Genomic DNA, 17718 nt, shown 5'->3' with positions numbered 1-17718 from the left:
AATGGGACTCAGATTGTATATACCTGAGTCCATTTTTATTTTTACTACCTTATAGATTAACCTTCGTTGAAGTTTAATAAGTTGATTAGTTGAATTTTATTCACTGCTTGAAACAACAATGGAATAGGTGGTCCACTTGTTCTATTTAAAACGAGCTGATAGATCATTGTGAAAAAAGTTTTTTGGTTTGCTTTCATCACTTTTTTGTCGTCATGATAACAAATCGAATATAATTCTGTCATTAATTCAGTTTGATCTTGGTGCTTGTTATTTAATAGATAGTCACATAAATTTTTCAACCAATATTGCTGTTCTTCAGTTAAAGAATGATAAAACTCAATAGCTTGTTTGTCGTTTACAATGATATTTTTTTGTGGATAGTAATTTTTAATCCAGTATTCAGCCATCTGACTAATTTTCTCTATTTCTTTTGCTGAGTAGTTTTCTCCATTATGAACAAATATGTCTTGTAATAGATCTACATTGTAATTAACGAGTGGTAGTATGCTAGCAACATGATTAAACTTTGGATGTTTTTTATTAATTATGCCAAAATGTGCAAATTCGACCGATTGACAAATATCTAGATCTTGTAAAGATTTGTCAATATAATTTGATTGATACCGTTCAAATTCTGAATAGTTTTTAATCACATCTTCATCTAGACCAATATTAAATGCTGCAGTTGGTTTATATTTAGCAAACATAAAGAGAATAACTTCTGGTAAATAGATTTCTAATAACTCAGCTGGGGTTATTAAATTTCCAGAGGAGCTAGACATTTTTTGATTTTGACCTTTTATTCCTATAAACTCATAAGGTGTATAATGAGGTGCGTCATAGTCAAATATGGCCTTAGCAATTTCTTTTGAAACATTGTAACTTCCTGTTTCAGATGAATGATCTCTTCCACCAGGTTCAAATACAACGTCTTCTTTCATCCATCTCATAGCCCAATCAATCTTCCAGTTTAGTTTAATATTGTTTGCAACTTCTACAGATAATTGATTTGAAAATCCACATTTACATTGATAATCTAAAATTTTTAGTTCCTCATTGTAGCGGGTAATTGTAGTATCATCTTTTTTGCAGCTTTCACAATATAGAGTAATCGGGTAAAAATCATTACGTTCTCGTTCATTTGGAACACTTGTTTTGAACTTAATTAAAATATCATAAATTTCTTTTCTTTTTTCAAGAGCGTGTATAATGTCAACATTGTATCTACCTGATTTGTATTCTTGACTTTGATAAATAAACTCAACTTCAATTCCTAGTTCAGATAAGGAATGTTCAAATTCCTTTTCAAAGTGTTCAGCGAATGTTGAGTGACAGCCAAATGGGTCAGGGATATTTGAATAGGCTTTACCAATAAAATGATGAAAAGTTGGATCGATATTATTCGGGACCTTCCTAAAACGATCAAAATCATCCCAAGAAAAGATAAATCTTGTTTTTTTACCTAAATTATTTAAAGCTTTTACAACAAAATAAGTTGTAATGATCTCACGAAAATTTCCAATATGAACAGACCCAGATGGGCTTATACCAGATGCACATACATAAGTTTCTTTATTTGGATATTTTTCAATTAATTGATTTGCGATTTTATATGCCCAATGCATGTTATCACCTCGAAATTATTTGTTTTTTAACCTTTTAATTGCAAATAAAAAAACTCCCACCCCCAAGATTTAATCATCTTGAGGACGAGAGTTTGTTAACTTCGTGGTACCACCCCAGTTTATTGATATGTTACCATACCAACCTTATTTAGGTACGGCACGAATGCATATACCCTATCTCTATAACGGGAGAACCCGTCGTACCATCTCTAAAGTGAACTTTAGTTCCATACGAAGCTCCAAGTCTTTTTTCATAAAGTTGATTATTACTCCTTTTTCAGCATTCAGGAGCTCTCTGTAAATAATTTTAGCTTTACTACTTTTCTCTTCATAGCTTTTAAATTTCGAAATATTAATTGTTATTATATTAATCAAAACAATATTAATTGTCAATTAAATCAAAAGTTGAATAAACTAATTTAAATACTGTTTGAATGGAGGTGCCAAATTGAGGGATATAGTTGATGATTTACCCCTAATCGGTGCTTATTTTTTATTATTTGGTACATCAACGGCGGCTGTTGGTATTTCAAGTACAAAAATCGTAAGTGAAAACTTTGGTAGAAGTTTATTCGCTAAAGGTAATGCAATCGAAGCATTTGGGAACTCCATTCAAGCTATTGGAAGAGAAAAATTATATAAGAGAGCAAAAGAAGAAAATGAAAATGAAAAAGAAATAGAATTTGAATTAATGATGATGATTGGTGCTTGGATTCAAGCAATTGGAAATGGTACAAATACATTTGCAACACATTTAGAAATTGAAGGAATGGAAAGAGAAGGTTTTAGATTAAACGCTCTCGGAGGTGTCATTCAATCAATTGGTGCTCAAATTGAAACAACTGCAGCATATAGCGAGGGGACGCAACTAGATAAAATTGAGGCATATGGCAATCAATTAATCGGTTTAGGCGCGTTAATAGACGGCATTGCAAATGCGGCATTACTACGTGATAAAATTATTTTAGGTGAAGATTTATTACTTGTTGGTAGCTGGGTGCAAGTATTCGGAGCAATTTTAATTATTTATGCACTGCGCAATAAAAGAAGTGAATATGAAAAAGAACAGTTAGAATATCGATATGGCTATTATCCAAATAAAAAGTTCGAATGGTAAATTACTAATTTTTTGTGAAGAATACGAAAAAAAGAAGGTATAAATTTGTTAATGGCAAATATTATTATTAAAATTAAATTAAAACATTTTGTTTTTTTTGTAAAGCATTTTGTGAGAAAATAGAGTTTATCAATTTAAATAGAATAAACCAATTTTTTGAAATAGAGGTATGATTAGATGAATTTAAAAATAATTACTGATAGTGCGGCAGATTTACCAAAAGATATTATTGAACAATATAATATTGATGTCATTCCATTACGAGTTTATTCAGAAGATGAAAAAGAATATTTTGATGGTTTAACATTGGATTCAAAGACGTTATTTAATGAAATGCGTAATGGAAAAGTATTTAAAACGTCTCTTCCTTCGTATGAGTATATTTATAATACTTTCGTTAAATATGCAAAGGAAAATATACCATGTATTTATATTGCTTTTTCTTCTGAACTTTCAGGTACATATCAATCAGCAGTAATGGTAAAAAATGAGTTTGACGAGGAATTTCCTGATTTTGATTTAGAGATATTTGATACAAAAAGTGCATCAATCGGACAAGGGCTAATAGCTGTTAATGCTGCAAAACTTGCGATGAATGGAGTTACAAAAGAAGAGGTTGTTAATAAGATAATACATAGCATTCAACATATTGAACATATTTTTACAGTAGATGACCTTCAATATTTGGTGCGTGGAGGTCGCTTGAGTAAAGTGGCTGGTTTTGTAGGCAATTTATTAAATATTAAACCTATATTACACGTTGAAGACGGAAAGTTAATTCCACTTGAAAAAATAAGAGGTTCTAAAAAATTGATAAAAAGAATTCTTGAAATTATGGAATCTCGTGGGACAAATTTATCAACTCAATTAATTGGTATTTCTCACGGTGACGATCTAGATAAAGCAATCGAAATTAAAAATGCTTTGGCAGAGACATTTGGATGTAAGGAATTTGTCATTAATTCAATTGGGTCTGCTATAGGTGCTCATGCAGGACCTGGTACTTTAGCGATATTTTTTATGAACGATAATAAAAAATAAAATAAATAAAAGAGCTAATTTCACAAAATGAAATCAGCTCTTTTATTTTAATTTTCTGATAATATTACCCGGATAATAATTCATACATAATTACTTCAAAAAATGCAAATAGTATTTATGTAATCTTCAACAACTAATTTTATGAGGTGAAAACGATGTCAATTTTAGATAACTGGGATCAATGGAAAGATTTTTTAGGTGATCGTTTAGATGCAACAGGTGAAAAAGGTGTTGGTGAAGGTGCTATTTCTGAAATGGCATATCGCTTAGGAAATTACTTAGCAAATGAAGTTGAACCAAAAAATGCAGAAGAACAAATTTTAAAAGACCTTTGGGAAGTTGCAGATGAACAAGAGCAACATACAATTGCACATCTAATGATGAAGTATGTTAAAAATAAATAATTAAAATAATGTGATTAAAAAATAGCCCTGTGAATAGAATCATAAGGGCTATTTTTTATTTGTTTAATTTAAAGTAATTTAAAAACTTTCTGGTTGTAGAAAACAAAATGGGTTTACAAAAAATTCAATAAAAATAATAAAAATTAAACTTGAAATGGACATATAATTCACATATACTGTACTTATTGTGAGTACTGTTTTTGGAATAAGGACAATTACTATTTACATTTTATTTGTTTTTTTGTATGATAGACTTTCTGTTCAAATTTCACTTTTATCATAAAATGGATTTTTGCACTAATAAATAGAATAGAATATTTGAACGAATTTCAATACAGCTTTTAAAAAATATATAGAAGAATGGGGATAATATATGAATAATCAGCAAAATTCGGCTGAAACGCCGTTTAGCGTAAAAACGATTATTGGTCCAATGATGGCAGTAATCGTAGGTATGATCATGGTTATTTTAGATAGTACGGTAGTAAACGTAGCATTACCGGGCATTACCGAATATTTTAAATCTGATTTAACAAAAATGCAGTGGACGATTACAGGATATACATTAGCATTATCAGCTGTAATACCACTTGCAGGTTGGATGTCTGATCGATTTGGTGCAAAAAGAATTTTCTTATTTACGATTTTGTTTTTCACAATCGGCTCAGTGCTTTGTTCGGTTGCACAAACACCTGAACAATTAATTTTATTCCGTGTAATTCAAGGGGTTGGTGGAGGAATGGTTGCACCAATCGGTATGGCGATTATCTTTAGATTAGCTCCACCAGAAAAAATCGGGTCAATTATGGGGATGCTTGGAATTCCAATGTTACTTGCACCTGCATTAGGTCCAGTTATTTCAGGATGGTTTGTAGAGTATTCTACTTGGCATTGGATCTTCCTAATTAATTTACCAATCGGTATTATTGCAATGATAATTGGCGTTAAATACTTACCTAATTTCGAAACAAAATCAGTTCCTGCTTTAGATGGCTTAGGAATTATTATTGCTCCAATTGCTTTTTCAATGTTAGCATACGGTGTTAGTCAAAGTTCAACAAGCTGGACTTCAAAAGGAACATTAACAGGTTTAATTGTTGGTGGAGTAGCATTATTACTTTTCATCTTTGTTGAACTTCGCCAAAAGCAACCTTTACTTGAGTTACGAGTATTTAAATCATCTGATTTTGTTAGAAGTATTTTAATTACATGGATTATGCAAATTGCTTTATTTGGTTCTTTCCTAATTGTTCCATTATTTTTACAAACAGTTAAACAATATGGTGCATTTGAAACGGGCTTAATTATGTTACCACAAGCATTAGCATCGGCATTAATGATGCCAATTGGTGGTAAAATGTATGATAAAGTTGGTGCTAGACCGATGGCGTTAGTTGGTTTAACAATTATCACATCTGCACTATTCATTTTCTCTAAAATCTCAGTAGACTCATCAAATACATTTATTATGTTAACACTTGCTATGATGGGTGCTGGAATGGGATTATCAATGATGCCGATTAATACACATGTATTACAATCTGCACCAAGACATTTAGTAAGTCGTGTAACTCCTTTAACTGCAGCTGCACAGCAAGTAATGGTATCATTTGCAGTAGCAGGTATGGCTGGATTTTTAACTTCAAGTACAAAGGATTATATGACAAAAACAACGAATCCATTAAATGCTATGATTTCAGCATTTGGTGATACTTTCTTACTAGCAGCAGGAATCGCATTAGTAGGAGCGTTGTTAGCAATTATCTTACGTAAACCAAAAATGCAAAATACAGATGCCTCAAAAGCAGATCTTGACGAGTCAAAATCTTCAATGATGGTAGGACATTAATAGATAAAAAAGAAGCCAAATTCAAAATTGGCTTCTTTTTTTGTCATTATTGATTATAATTTAAATAGTATCGAAAAAATTTTAATAATTTCTATAATTTTAAGAAAAATGTTATAAAACTAATTGAATTGTAATAAAAATGTCCTTATTATGTAAGGTTAGTTATGTATAATTAAGGCTCGAATATAGTTTTACTTTACAATGGAGCTGATTTAATGATTAAAAGTATTTGCAAAACGACTTTAGCACTATCAATTTTAACTGGAGGTTTATTCTATGGAAATACTACTCCGAGTTCAATTAAGACTGTGGAAGCTGCAACGATAAGTGGTACAGTAACTGCATCCGTTTTAAATGTAAGAAGTGGTCCTAGTACTAGTTATAAAGTAGTTGGGACACTTAAAAAGGGTGCGAAAGTTACGATTACAAGCACAAGTGGATCTTGGTATAAAATAAAAAGTGGAACAAAAACTGGATGGGTTTCTGCTAAATATATTAAAAAAGCCCCAACTACAGTGTCTGCAACGACCGTAAATAAAATGAAAACTTTAGGTACTTCAAAGCAATTAATCATTGTGTCAGCAGAAAATGAAAGTACAAGAAATGTTTTAATTGAAACATTTGAAAAAAGCGGTACTAGTTGGAAAAAACTTCATACATATTCAGGCGTGATCGGTAAAAACGGCATGATTAGTAGTAAACATGAAGGTGATTATGAAACACCTGAAGGGAAATATACAATTACAACAGCTTTCGGTAGATATTCAAATCCAGGTACTAAAATGTCATATCGTAAAATTACTTCAAATGATGTTTTTGTAGATGATTCAAATAGTAAATTATATAATACTTGGCAATTGGCATCAGAAAATAACGGTAGATGGAAAACTGCTGAAAAAATGAATATTTCTCAATATGATTATGGATTTGTTATTAACTATAATACTGCGAGAACCCCAGGTAAAGGTAGTGCAATATTTTTTCACATAGCTGGAACTTCAGGATATACTGCAGGCTGCACGGCTACATCTAAAACAAATGTAGTATCCATTTTAAAATGGTTAGATCCTGCAAAAAAACCATTAATTATTCAAACACCATTGAATAAATTAACTCAATATTAATATGATTTGAAACTGGTCGATGATTTGATCAGTTTTTTTATGTTTTAAACTTGTATAAAAAAGGTGCTTGTCTCTAATATACGAAAGGCTGTCTAATCGGAAGTTTTTTAAGTTAATTAAAGGTTTTGTTAAATTAAAATGTTGATTTTTGAACTAAAAAAAGGCTGTCTAAATAGACAACCTTTAGAAATGCTTATTAATTTAAACCTTACTTTAGTTTAATAAAACTTTATTTTACGCCATTAACAAGTTGCTTCATGGAGTTTAACTGTGAAGATAGCTCATTAAACCAATCCTCATCCCCCGTTGAGAGGGCTACGTCAATTAGAAAGCGAATCTGTTCTTTGTTTGTCACTTTTGAATCAGGCATTTTCATAACGTTTTTATTTAGCATGTGAATGGTTTTCCCAACAGTCGTTTTGTTATCTGAAGTTATTACATTTACAGTTACTATTTCATCATGAATTTTAAATGATTCAACATAACCTATAACTAATTCACCACCCATTGATATACCTTTAACCCAGTCACCTGTTTTTAAAATAGAATTATTATTTGTGTTCATTTTTTTTCCACCTTCTTATTTAGAGTTGCAATTTAAAAATTTGTGATCGTAACAGTACTTAGTATGAACTGTAACTTTTTTTATTACATTTCAGATAAAAGAAGGCATAGCCTTCACTTTAGTAGCTGTTTACTTATCATCTGATATGATCGACAATGTCCTTAATCGTATATTGCTTTAAATATCCTCCAAGATGTTTTTCGGCACCACAGAAAATATTAAAAAGAACATTTTGCATATTTGCCCCAACAACACACTTTTCATTTGATTCTGGGCACTTAGGCTGCAATGCCCCCTCAGAGGTGATCCTATAAATATCCCATAGATTAACTTCATTTAAATCTATAGCAAAAATAAATCCACCACCAGTTCCTTCCTTCGATTTTATAAATCCATGCTTTTTTAACAAACTAAGCACTTTACGAATACGAACTGGATGGACACAGGCACTCTCTGATATTGCATCACTTGTAGACATCCGATCCGGCTGCAGCGCAAGATAAGTTAAACTATGAATGGCAAGAGTGAAATCACTATTCATGGTCTGCCTCCTAAAAATCGTTAATTTCTTTATATATTCCGAGATTTAATTTAGTACTGTAATAAAATGTGTTGAAAATTGAAATTTTTTATTATTAATTAGCTACTTTTTGTGATTTAATGTATGAGAATGTTCGTAGCTTACGAGGAAGAAAACTACGAATTTCTTCTTCGTTATAACCAACCTGTAATCTTTTTTCGTCTAGGATTATTGGTAGGCGCAACATTTTGGGATTATTTATAATTAATTTATATAATTCATTTAATGGGAGCGAATCAATATTTATATTTAATTCCTGAAACGTTTTTGATTTTTTCGATATAATCTCTTCAGTACCAGTTTCTGTCATGCGAAGTATAGATTTAATCTCTTCAAGTGTAAGTGATTCATTCATAATATTTTTCACATTATAGTCTATATCATGTTCCTCTAGCCAAGCTTTTGCTTTGCGACAAGATGTACAACTTGATGTTACATATAGATTCACCATTCATTTACACTCCTTATATTTAAAATGTAATAAAAAATATTACAGTTGGGATAAAAATCGAGTACTAATATAGTATCTAAGAAAATAAATTAGGTTGACTACCATACTCGATTTAAATGAGTATACTGTAATTTTATTATTTACAGTTAAAAGTGTCAACTATATTTTTAGAGTTTAAATTATGTGGTGCGTTTAATTCTTGTACGAAATTCTAAAAAGAATTCTACTATGGATTTAAGAAAGTTCGGATTAAAACAGCAAAGTGCAAAAAGTTATGTATATTTTGAAATTTCTAAGTATAATAGAATGTACAATTACGATATAAAGTGAAATTTTAGAGGTGGAATATGAGTAAACTAGAATTTTTTGAAATAGAGACTAGTCGATTAAAACTTCGAAGGTTTAAAGATGAAGATGTTAGCAACTTTTATAAATATCGTTCAAATCCAGATGTAGCGATTTATCAAGGTTGGGAGAATTATACATACGAACAAGCGATTAATTTTATAGAAAAACAAAAAACAGCTGAAATGAATATTCCTGATTCATGGGTTCAAGTAGCGATTGAACATAAAATGGATGGTCAACTAATAGGGGATATAGGTGTACATACCTTATTAGATCCTGCAAATCAAGTTGAAGTCGGCTTTACATTGGAACCATTGTATCAAAATAAAGGATTTGCTTTTGAAGCATTACAAGGAATTTTTGAGTATTTATTCAATGAATTAAACAAAGAAAAAATAAACGCAATTGCTGATGAGGAAAATTCATCCTCAATTAAATTATTAAGGAAGTTAGGATTTCAACAGATAAAAATAATAGAAAATTCTTATTTTAAAAACCAATATGTAACTGAAATTATGTTTGAACTTTCGAAAAATGATTGGAATAAAAAGTAGGGGATGAGTTTTAAATGAATTTCTTTAAAGGAGCATTGTGTTTATCGTTGGCCGCTAGCATTTGGGGGATGACCTATGTTGTTAGTAAAGTAGTATTAGATAGTATTTCTCCATGGTTATTACTTGAAATGAGATTTCTTTTAGCATTACTAACTTTAGGGATCATTTGTTTCTTCCAAAAAAGCTGGAAAATTAGTAAGAAAGATTTATTTCCAATCGCGCTAATAGCTTTAGTAGGCTATACTGGCTCAATTGGTTTTCAATTTATTGGTACGAAGCTTTCAGGAGCAGCAATGGGTTCTTTAATTACTTCAGCTTCTCCGGCGTTAATTTCATTATTTGCATTTTTAATTTTAAAAGAAAAGATTAATAACCGTAAAATTATATCGTTAATTTTAGCTACTATTGGAGTAATTGTTGTAATTGGATTTCCAAAAGGTGGATCAAATTTAGGAGCGTATTTTGGAAATCTCATTTTAGTAGGTGCTGCAATAACTTGGGCATTGTATACAGTTCTAAGTAAAGTTCAGACTAATAAATACTCATCATTAACCGTAACGACTTGGGCAACAGTATTTGGTGTAATTTTTACATTACCATTTACTATAATAGAACAAAGTAATCACATAACTGACTTACCATCAAATAGTTGGATTTGGATGGGAGTCATATTTTTAGGCACGATTTCAACAGCAGGAGCGTTTTATCTTTGGAACAAAGGATTTGAATATATCGATACTTCCACAGGGTCATTATTTTTCTTTTTACAGCCATTAATTGGTACGATATTTGGGTATTTTTTATTAAATGAAGAAATTAATCCTTCTTTTTTCATAGGAAGTATTCTAATTGTTGTAGCTGTGTATTTATCGATAAAAGAACCGAAGCAAAAAACAATGTACCAATATAACTCAAAAAAAGCATAATTTACAAAAAAGTGGTTGAAGTATCAACTGCTTTTTTTATTGGATATTTTTCCTAAATAGTTGAATTTTAACAATAGGAGTAACTAATTTTTAAGGAATTAACTTTTATGTTTATTTAAATTGACAAATGCAGTTCAGACAAATATTATAAATCTTGTACGATACATCGTATAAGATGTATCGTACAGGAAGTATTGTGTGTCGGAGGGATTAAATGGTAGAACGAGCCGAATTTATAAGTGAATCAATCGATTTTTTACAACGATTTTTAATGAAAAGTCTTCAAAAGCATTCAGAAGAACATGGCGTAACAATTCCACAAGCAAGAGTGATTGGAGAAGTGTATGCACATAAAACAATGAGCATAAAACAACTTTCTAAAAATCTAAAAATGACGCAAAGTACCGTATCAGATATCGTTGAGCGTCTTACTACAAAGGGGCTTTTGTTGAAAACACCTAGCCCTAAAGATAAACGATTCGTGGAAATTTCATTACCAGAAAATATTTCGGATGAAATAAATGGTAGCATTACTGAAATTGCAAATAAATCATTAAATAGTGCGTTAACTTTTTTAGATTCACATGAACAGGAGATTGTAGAACAAGGAATGAGATTATTAGTTACAGCTGTAAAGAAGAAGATGGAGACAGATGGAATGGATAATTATGAATTCTTTGATGTATTGTATTTTCTTGAAGAAAAGGGAAAAAAAGAAAAATAAATTAACGAGGAGGGGATTAAGTGAACAAAATCATTAAGGGCCGTTGGATTATATTTTCAATTTGGCTAGTTGCAACAGTATTGTTAACAGTTCTTCAGCCTGACATAAATGCAATACTTCGGAATAAGGGGCAGGAAGGAGCGAATAGTGATTCACCTTCTGTAATGGCAGATCATATCCTCAAAAAAATGGATACTGCAAAAGGAACGAATAATCTGATTGTTTTTTATGATAAAAACAAAATTTCAAATGATGAAATGGACAAAATTGGTGATGCTGTTAAAGGAATACGTGATAGCAGTAAAGAACTTAGAATTTCGGAAATTATTGATCCTTTTAGTATTCCAAATGCAAAAAGTTCATTAGTATCAAAAGACGGCACCACACTAATGGTGAGTTATAAGTTAGATAAGAACGGAAGAGAAATAGATGATATTAAAAAACAAATTGATAATAAGCTAAGTAAAGTACCAGTTAAATATTATTTAAGTGGTGAAGATTTTATCAATAACGATTATTTAAAGGCTTCGCAAGCGGGAGTCGAAAAAAGTGCTGCGCTGACAGTTATTTTTATTTTAGTAGTGCTTATTATTGCGTTTAGGTCGATCGTTACACCATTTGTATCATTGCTTGCGGTTGCATTTTCTTATCTTTGTTCAATGGGAATAGCTGCTCAATTAATCGATAAAGCTGGATTTCCAATTACTAGTCTTACTCAAATGCTATTAATTCTTATTCTTTTTGGGATTGGTACAGATTATAATATACTCCTTTTTAATCGTTTCAAAGAGGAACTTTCACTTGGACATTCAGTTGATGAATCAATTGTAAACACATATAAAACAGCTGGTAAAACAATTGCCTATAGTATTTTAACTGTGTTTATTGCGTTCCTTGCACTTGTATTTGCTGAATCTCCAATTTATAAATCAGGTGTAGTTGTTGTTATTGGGGTATGTATATTATTACTTGAAATATTAACGTTAACACCGTTTATTATGAAAGTTTTAGGGAAAAAACTTTTCTGGCCATCTAAAAATGTTGGTGGACACAAAGAAAACAAGTTTTTTGGTCGTTCGTCGGCTTTTGCGATCAAAAAACCAATCATCACAATTGTTGTCATCTTATTGATTTTATCTCCAATGGTGTATTTCCATCAAGAGAAGCTGAACTTTGATACAATTGGTGAACTTGGAAATAAGTATCCTTCATCAAAAGGTTTTAATATCGTTTCAGATCATTTTGGTAAAGGTCAGGCAATGCCTGCAACAGTCGTTATTGAAAATGACAAAGCGCTTGATAATAATCAATCACTTGCAGTAATTGATAATGTTACTGAAAGACTTAAGAAGATAAAGGGTGTTAAGCAAGTATCTTCGGTAACACAACCTGAAAGTAAACAAATTGAAAGTTTTTATGTTGATAGCCAAATGGGTAACGTAACTGATGGTATTTCAAAAACACAGGATGGTGTTAACGAAATACATGACGGATTAAGTTTAGCCCAAGATAAACTAGGATCAGCGGATTTTTCAAAAGTTAGCCAAATGGTAGATGGAACAACAAATCTACAAAATGGTGTAACAGCGTTAAGTGGTGGTTTAAAACAAATTCAAGCAGGAATTGGTAGTGGTTCTAGTAATTCTCAAACGATCTCAAGTGGTATAGCAACCATCGAAACGAATCTAAGAAAAATGAGTAGTGGTGTATCATTATTAGCAAAAAATTACGAGAAAATGCAATCAGGTTATAAAGAATTAGGAACTCATTACCAAGAATCAGCACAAGCGCTGCTTGGTCTAAAAGGCGCAATTTCTCAAATGCAATCAATGGTGACAGCACTAGGTAGTAGTTATTCGAATTCAAAAGATGATGTGAATTACCAATCATTAAAGCAAACAATTGATCAAACAGTTGCTTCTTTAAATCAAATTACTCCAGAGGGAATCAAGACTTTAAATGCTAATTATAATGCTGTAACTGCAGGTTTTGCTACCGCAAACAGTAATCTATCTAGTATGAGTAATGGTTTAAATCAAATGGCAGATGGATTGAAAAAACTTGAAAGTGGATTAAACCAAGCATCATCAGGAATTGGTAAAATTGTAACAAATATGAATAAAGTATCAGATGGACTTGGTCAAATGAAAACAGGTCAGCAACAGCTAGTAGCTGGCATTAATGGATTTAGTACTTTCGGGGAAAAGCTTTCTGATGTAAACGGTGGTTTAGAGAAAATTTCTGACGGATTAGGAAAGACAAATGATTTCTTAACTCAGTTTAATTCTAATAAAACTTTCTTTATTCCAAAAGAAGCGTTGGCTGATGAGAACTTTAAAAAATCAATAGACATGTTTATGTCAAAAGATAAAAAGATTACAAAACTAACAATTGTTTTGGCGAATGATCCATATTCAAAAGAATCTTTAAATACAATCAATAAAATAAATTCAGCTGTTAAAAATGGACTTAAAGGCACAGAACTTTCAAATGCAAAGTCAGGTGTTTCGGGTCCAAGTGCTACAACAAATGATATGAACAATATTTTGAGTAGTGACTTAAATAAAACAACAACAATCGTTATAATTGGGGTATTACTTGTATTATTCCTAGTGATAAGATCATTCTGGACACCAGTATTTATCACTGCATCACTTTTAGGAGCATACTACTGTGCAATGTTTATGATTAACTATATTTTCATAGATTTGCTTGGATATGAAGGAATTTCATCTTTTGTACCATTCTTCTCTTTCATAATTATAGTGGCTTTAGGAGTAGATTATAGTATTTTCCTAATGATGAGATTTAAGGAATATACTCATTTGTCACCGAAAGAGGCGATCGTATTAGCATCTAAGCATACTGGTGGAGTAATTATTTCAGCGGTAATCATACTTGGAGGTACATTTGCTACACTCATGCCATCTGGAATCCTTTTATTGTTTGAATTAGCAATTGCGGTAATTACTGGTCTAGTAGTACTTTGCTTTATATTACTGCCAATCTTTTTACCAGCAATGATTGCGTTGCCAGAAGCAGTAGCTAATTTATTTTCAAGAAACAAGGGAGCAAATGTTGATACAGAAAAACATGTAATTTAATAGAATAATAGAATTAATTGAAAAATGCCGACCTGCTATCCATATAATAGTAGGTTCGGCTTTTTTTGCTTTTTTCGTATTCATTGTTTCCCTTTTGGAAAAAAATGTATAATAGATAAATAGAATCTGTTCGAAGGAGCTTTTATATGAATGACAATTTAATAGACATTACGAAATTATCTCTAAAAGAACAAGAAAAACTACTTTACTCTTTAAAAGATAAAATTTATCCTGATTCGTCAAGCCCACTTGATTCTACTTATGAAGCCATTCGTGAATCATGTTTTAAAGATGGTTTAGGTTGTATGGTTGTGTATTAATGAGAAATCAAATTAGTAGAAAATTTTACTTCCCTTTTTTAATCATATTTTCGATCATAATTGGCTTTGCAGGCTGGTATGAAATCTTTCAACATTTTTTTAGCGATCGGGGGATTGTTCGATTTAATTGGCATGTTGATATTGAACAACCTACGCATTCAAAAATAATTTTAGATGAAACAGCTCCTATGAGTGTTGATGGACCAGTATATACCCAATTTACATACAATAAAAAAACAATAAAAAAACTAAAAAAGAAAGAGTATTGGATAAAAATATCAAACAATAATATTAAAAATCTCACTCAAAAAGTAACTGAATATAATAATTCAATTTTGAAATATCCAGTACATTCAATGAAAAGTAGACAAAACCTATTGGAAAATCCTGTTGTTTTTAACGATAATTGCTATTACTACGTAAAACGCGATAAAGAAAAACTAGATCAATATGCAATTTTTATCCTAAATCCAAGGGAGAAAAAACTTTACTTACTTGAATATTATTTTTAATAGAATTTTTAAGGTGAAGCGATAAAACCAATCATATGAGCTTTGCATGAAAACAGTGAAACTTGCTCCAAAAATAAATTACCATTAATTGCGCAAAAAAAGTGGATGCTAAAAACATCCACTTTTTTATTAATCAACTTGTATTTCATTATTCACATCAAGGGCTTCAACTAATTCTAATTCCTCATGACGTTCTTTAAAACGGTTGAAAGTAAATTCATTTGCAAATAAGAACAACGGTCGTTCGAAACGGTCATATACTAGCATGTTACGCATATCTTGATATTTCTTAAGTCCTTTTACATCATCTGTTTTAACCCATCTAGCAATATTGTAATCAACATGATCTTTACGGATATCAGATCCATATTCATTTTTTAAGCGGTATTCAAATACTTCAAATTGAAGTTGACCTACAGCACCTAAAATGACCTCATTAAATTCATTTTTATAAACTTGAATTGCACCTTCTTGAGCTAATTGCTCAACACCTTTATGGAAATGCTTAGATTTCAATGAGTTAACTGGGCTTACTCGCAAGAATAACTCAGGTGGGAAAGTTGGTAATGGTTCAAAGAATAATTTTTGTTTGCTAGATGTAATCGTATCTCCGATTTGATAAGTACCTGAATCGTAAATACCAATTACGTCACCAGCATATGCTCGGTCAATCGTTTCACGGTCATTAGCCATCAATTGAGTCGATTGACTTAATTTAATTTGTTTACCTGTACGAGAAAGCATTACGTTCATTCCTCGTTCAAATACGCCAGAACAAATTCGCAAGAATGCAATACGGTCACGGTGAGCAGGATTCATATTAGCTTGAATCTTAAATATAAAACCACTAAATACTTCATCAGTAGGATTAACTTCACCATTAATTGTTTTACGAGGCCCTGGTGCAGGCGACATATCTAAGAAATGATTTAAAAATGGTGTTACACCAAAATCAACTAATGCTGTTCCGAAGAAAACAGGAGTAAGTTCACCGGCTTGAACTAAGTCTAAATTGAATTCATTTCCTGCTCCTTCTAAAAGATCAACTTCATCACGTAAATTTTCTAAATTTGAAGCTTCTAAATGTCCTTCTAATTCAGGACCGTGTACACCATCTTGACCAAGTTTAATCACTTCATCTTTACGGAAAAGATGAACTTCATTTTCTAATCGATCATAAACCCCTTCAAATTGCATTCCACTACCGATTGGCCAAGTAACTGCAACAGAAGGCATACCAAGAACTTCTTCTAATTCTTCCATTAGTTCTAATGGATCTTTAGCTTGGCGATCTAATTTATTCATAAAGGTAAAAATAGGGATACCACGTAAACGACAAACTTGGAAAAGTTTCTTAGTTTGTGCTTCAATACCTTTTGCAGCATCAATTACCATGACTGCAGAGTCAACAGAAGTTAGTACACGATATGTATCTTCACCAAAATCATTATGACCAGGAGTATCCATAATTGATACCATTTTTTCATCATATTCAAACTGCATAACAGAAGAAGTAACAGAAATTCCACGTTGCTTCTCGATTTCCATCCAGTCAGATTTTGCATATTTAGAATTTTTTTGAGCTTTTACAGTACCAGCTTCACGAATAGCTCCACCATGAAGTAGTAATTTTTCAGTTAAAGTTGTTTTACCAGCATCCGGGTGAGAGATAATCCCAAAGATACGGCGTTTAGCAACTTGATTCATTAATTCTTTATTTGCCATCTATTATAAAGTCCTTTCTAAATCAAAGATCATAATCAAATTTTCACATCTTATCTATTATACTAGAATTCAGCGTTTGATGAAACATTTAGTAATTAAGTTATATACAAAGTATTTCCAAGTTATGAAATAAGAATTTCCTTTTTTATCGTTTATTTTGTAATTTTACATAAATCATTCACTAATTTTTCAACATGTAATATTTATGAAGTATTAAAAATTAATATTTTAAAAGCGAATCTATCACTCAGTTATGCGTGATAGATTATTTTATTTATGACAAATGTACAAGCATATACATGACACTTTGATTACTATATGTAGATAATGATTCATTTTCTTTTATAGAAAGGAAGTAACCATAAATGGCATCATGTAATTGTTCAACATCAGCATTAACTTGTTGTCCCGAAAAAATTTTTGTTCAGGACCAAGTTTGTACACCATGGCAAGCAGTTGGAGATACAACTACTATAACAATTCCACTTTTTCAAAATAATTTTAACCAAAGTATTATAGGAACTGGTTTTGTTAAGTATGAAGTAGGTTCTTCTACAGCACCGATACAAATTGAATTTTTTAACTCTGCAGGAGGCACAATCAATTCTGAGGTCGTAACATTAGGTTCGAGTTTAGCATTTACAATTAGAAGATTTGATGTAATACAAGCTGTTATACCTATTGGAGCAGGTATATTATTTCAAGGTGAGTTCTGTATTACGACACGATATTCTGTTTAATTGAAGAAA

At 31.1% G+C, this 17718-nt stretch carries 17 protein-coding genes and 1 other annotated feature; of the genes, 12 read left to right on the top strand and 5 right to left on the bottom strand.

What is annotated here, in order from left to right; all coding sequences use genetic code 11:
- Positions 1-56: 56 nt before the first annotated feature.
- Positions 57-1625 carry a lysine--tRNA ligase gene (lysS, locus tag AN960_RS02300; protein WP_056466198.1) on the bottom strand — a complete coding sequence of 523 codons (1569 nt, stop codon included), beginning with the start codon at positions 1623-1625 and terminating at the stop codon, positions 57-59.
- Between the two features lie 77 nt (positions 1626-1702).
- Positions 1703-1966: a binding site (T-box leader), on the bottom strand.
- Positions 1967-2073: 107 nt separating this feature from the next.
- Here lysS and AN960_RS02295 point away from each other — a divergent pair.
- From AN960_RS02295 to AN960_RS02275, 5 genes are all read left to right on the top strand, one after another.
- On the top strand, positions 2074-2742 hold the full coding sequence (locus AN960_RS02295) for a DUF6944 family repetitive protein (protein ID WP_056466195.1): 669 nt from the start codon (positions 2074-2076) through the stop codon (positions 2740-2742).
- A 177-nt stretch (positions 2743-2919) separates the two neighbouring features.
- Positions 2920-3783: a DegV family protein gene (locus tag AN960_RS02290; RefSeq protein ID WP_056466192.1), complete on the top strand. Its 864-nt coding sequence runs from the start codon at positions 2920-2922 to the stop codon at positions 3781-3783.
- Positions 3784-3938: 155 nt separating this feature from the next.
- On the top strand, positions 3939-4187 hold the full coding sequence (locus AN960_RS02285) for a DUF3243 domain-containing protein (RefSeq protein ID WP_056466188.1): 249 nt from the start codon (positions 3939-3941) through the stop codon (positions 4185-4187).
- Positions 4188-4560: 373 nt separating this feature from the next.
- Positions 4561-6036 carry an MDR family MFS transporter gene (locus tag AN960_RS02280; RefSeq protein WP_056466186.1) on the top strand — a complete coding sequence of 492 codons (1476 nt, stop codon included), beginning with the start codon at positions 4561-4563 and terminating at the stop codon, positions 6034-6036.
- Between the two features lie 215 nt (positions 6037-6251).
- A complete protein-coding gene (locus AN960_RS02275) occupies positions 6252-7160 on the top strand; it encodes an SH3 domain-containing protein (RefSeq protein ID WP_082459325.1) in 909 nt (302 codons plus the stop codon).
- Between the two features lie 229 nt (positions 7161-7389).
- Here AN960_RS02275 and AN960_RS02270 read toward each other — a convergent pair whose 3' ends face one another.
- From AN960_RS02270 to spxA, 3 genes are all read right to left on the bottom strand, one after another.
- Positions 7390-7725 carry an IDEAL domain-containing protein gene (locus AN960_RS02270; protein WP_056466183.1) on the bottom strand — a complete coding sequence of 112 codons (336 nt, stop codon included), beginning with the start codon at positions 7723-7725 and terminating at the stop codon, positions 7390-7392.
- A gap of 136 nt (positions 7726-7861) precedes the next feature.
- The gene (locus AN960_RS02265; RefSeq protein ID WP_056466181.1) at positions 7862-8266 is read right to left on the bottom strand and encodes an RrF2 family transcriptional regulator; all 405 of its coding nucleotides are present in this window, start codon (positions 8264-8266) and stop codon (positions 7862-7864) included.
- Positions 8267-8360: 94 nt separating this feature from the next.
- On the bottom strand, positions 8361-8756 hold the full coding sequence (gene spxA / locus AN960_RS02260) for a transcriptional regulator SpxA (protein WP_056466178.1): 396 nt from the start codon (positions 8754-8756) through the stop codon (positions 8361-8363).
- A gap of 347 nt (positions 8757-9103) precedes the next feature.
- On the opposite strand from spxA, the gene AN960_RS02255 reads away from it, so the two are divergent.
- From AN960_RS02255 to AN960_RS02235, 6 genes are all read left to right on the top strand, one after another.
- The gene (locus tag AN960_RS02255) at positions 9104-9658 is read left to right on the top strand and encodes a GNAT family N-acetyltransferase (protein ID WP_056466175.1); all 555 of its coding nucleotides are present in this window, start codon (positions 9104-9106) and stop codon (positions 9656-9658) included.
- Positions 9659-9672: 14 nt separating this feature from the next.
- Positions 9673-10584 carry a DMT family transporter gene (locus tag AN960_RS02250; protein WP_056466172.1) on the top strand — a complete coding sequence of 304 codons (912 nt, stop codon included), beginning with the start codon at positions 9673-9675 and terminating at the stop codon, positions 10582-10584.
- Positions 10585-10798: 214 nt separating this feature from the next.
- Complete coding sequence (locus AN960_RS02245) at positions 10799-11308, top strand: MarR family winged helix-turn-helix transcriptional regulator (protein WP_056466170.1); 510 nt, start codon at positions 10799-10801, stop codon at positions 11306-11308.
- Between the two features lie 20 nt (positions 11309-11328).
- Positions 11329-14412 (top strand): MMPL family transporter, encoded by a 3084-nt coding sequence (locus tag AN960_RS02240; protein WP_056466168.1) that lies wholly within the window; start codon positions 11329-11331, stop codon positions 14410-14412.
- A 146-nt stretch (positions 14413-14558) separates the two neighbouring features.
- Positions 14559-14732: a hypothetical protein gene (locus tag AN960_RS24300; protein WP_156339593.1), complete on the top strand. Its 174-nt coding sequence runs from the start codon at positions 14559-14561 to the stop codon at positions 14730-14732.
- On the top strand, positions 14732-15244 hold the full coding sequence (locus AN960_RS02235; protein ID WP_056466165.1) for a hypothetical protein: 513 nt from the start codon (positions 14732-14734) through the stop codon (positions 15242-15244). The genes AN960_RS24300 and AN960_RS02235 overlap by 1 nt, the downstream gene beginning before the upstream one ends.
- A gap of 129 nt (positions 15245-15373) precedes the next feature.
- Here AN960_RS02235 and AN960_RS02230 read toward each other — a convergent pair whose 3' ends face one another.
- Positions 15374-16969, bottom strand: a complete 1596-nt coding sequence (locus tag AN960_RS02230; protein ID WP_056466163.1) for a peptide chain release factor 3 — start codon at positions 16967-16969, stop codon at positions 15374-15376.
- A gap of 365 nt (positions 16970-17334) precedes the next feature.
- Here AN960_RS02230 and AN960_RS02225 point away from each other — a divergent pair, with 365 nt between their 5' ends.
- Complete coding sequence (locus tag AN960_RS02225) at positions 17335-17709, top strand: DUF3992 domain-containing protein (protein ID WP_056466160.1); 375 nt, start codon at positions 17335-17337, stop codon at positions 17707-17709.
- Positions 17710-17718 lie beyond the last annotated feature (9 nt).

This window comes from Bacillus sp. FJAT-25509, assembly GCF_001420605.1.
GTDB lineage: Bacteria > Bacillota > Bacilli > Bacillales > Bacillaceae_G > Gottfriedia.
Note: the sequence above shows the minus strand (reverse complement) of the source record. Positions and strands in the feature narration are given on the sequence as shown.

Excerpts from the sequence above, each read along its gene's own strand:
- lysS (WP_056466198.1), bottom strand. The coding sequence starts at position 1,625 with ATGCATTGGGCATATAAAATCGCAAATCAATTAATTGAAAAATATCCA.
- AN960_RS02290 (WP_056466192.1), top strand. The coding sequence starts at position 2,920 with ATGAATTTAAAAATAATTACTGATAGTGCGGCAGATTTACCAAAAGAT.
- AN960_RS02285 (WP_056466188.1), top strand. The coding sequence starts at position 3,939 with ATGTCAATTTTAGATAACTGGGATCAATGGAAAGATTTTTTAGGTGAT.
- AN960_RS02280 (WP_056466186.1), top strand. The coding sequence starts at position 4,561 with ATGAATAATCAGCAAAATTCGGCTGAAACGCCGTTTAGCGTAAAAACG.
- AN960_RS02275 (WP_082459325.1), top strand. The coding sequence starts at position 6,252 with ATGATTAAAAGTATTTGCAAAACGACTTTAGCACTATCAATTTTAACT.
- AN960_RS02270 (WP_056466183.1), bottom strand. The coding sequence starts at position 7,725 with ATGAACACAAATAATAATTCTATTTTAAAAACAGGTGACTGGGTTAAA.
- AN960_RS02265 (WP_056466181.1), bottom strand. The coding sequence starts at position 8,266 with ATGAATAGTGATTTCACTCTTGCCATTCATAGTTTAACTTATCTTGCG.
- spxA (WP_056466178.1), bottom strand. The coding sequence starts at position 8,756 with ATGGTGAATCTATATGTAACATCAAGTTGTACATCTTGTCGCAAAGCA.
- AN960_RS02255 (WP_056466175.1), top strand. The coding sequence starts at position 9,104 with ATGAGTAAACTAGAATTTTTTGAAATAGAGACTAGTCGATTAAAACTT.
- AN960_RS02250 (WP_056466172.1), top strand. The coding sequence starts at position 9,673 with ATGAATTTCTTTAAAGGAGCATTGTGTTTATCGTTGGCCGCTAGCATT.
- AN960_RS02245 (WP_056466170.1), top strand. The coding sequence starts at position 10,799 with ATGGTAGAACGAGCCGAATTTATAAGTGAATCAATCGATTTTTTACAA.
- AN960_RS24300 (WP_156339593.1), top strand. The coding sequence starts at position 14,559 with ATGAATGACAATTTAATAGACATTACGAAATTATCTCTAAAAGAACAA.
- AN960_RS02235 (WP_056466165.1), top strand. The coding sequence starts at position 14,732 with ATGAGAAATCAAATTAGTAGAAAATTTTACTTCCCTTTTTTAATCATA.
- AN960_RS02230 (WP_056466163.1), bottom strand. The coding sequence starts at position 16,969 with ATGGCAAATAAAGAATTAATGAATCAAGTTGCTAAACGCCGTATCTTT.
- AN960_RS02225 (WP_056466160.1), top strand. The coding sequence starts at position 17,335 with ATGGCATCATGTAATTGTTCAACATCAGCATTAACTTGTTGTCCCGAA.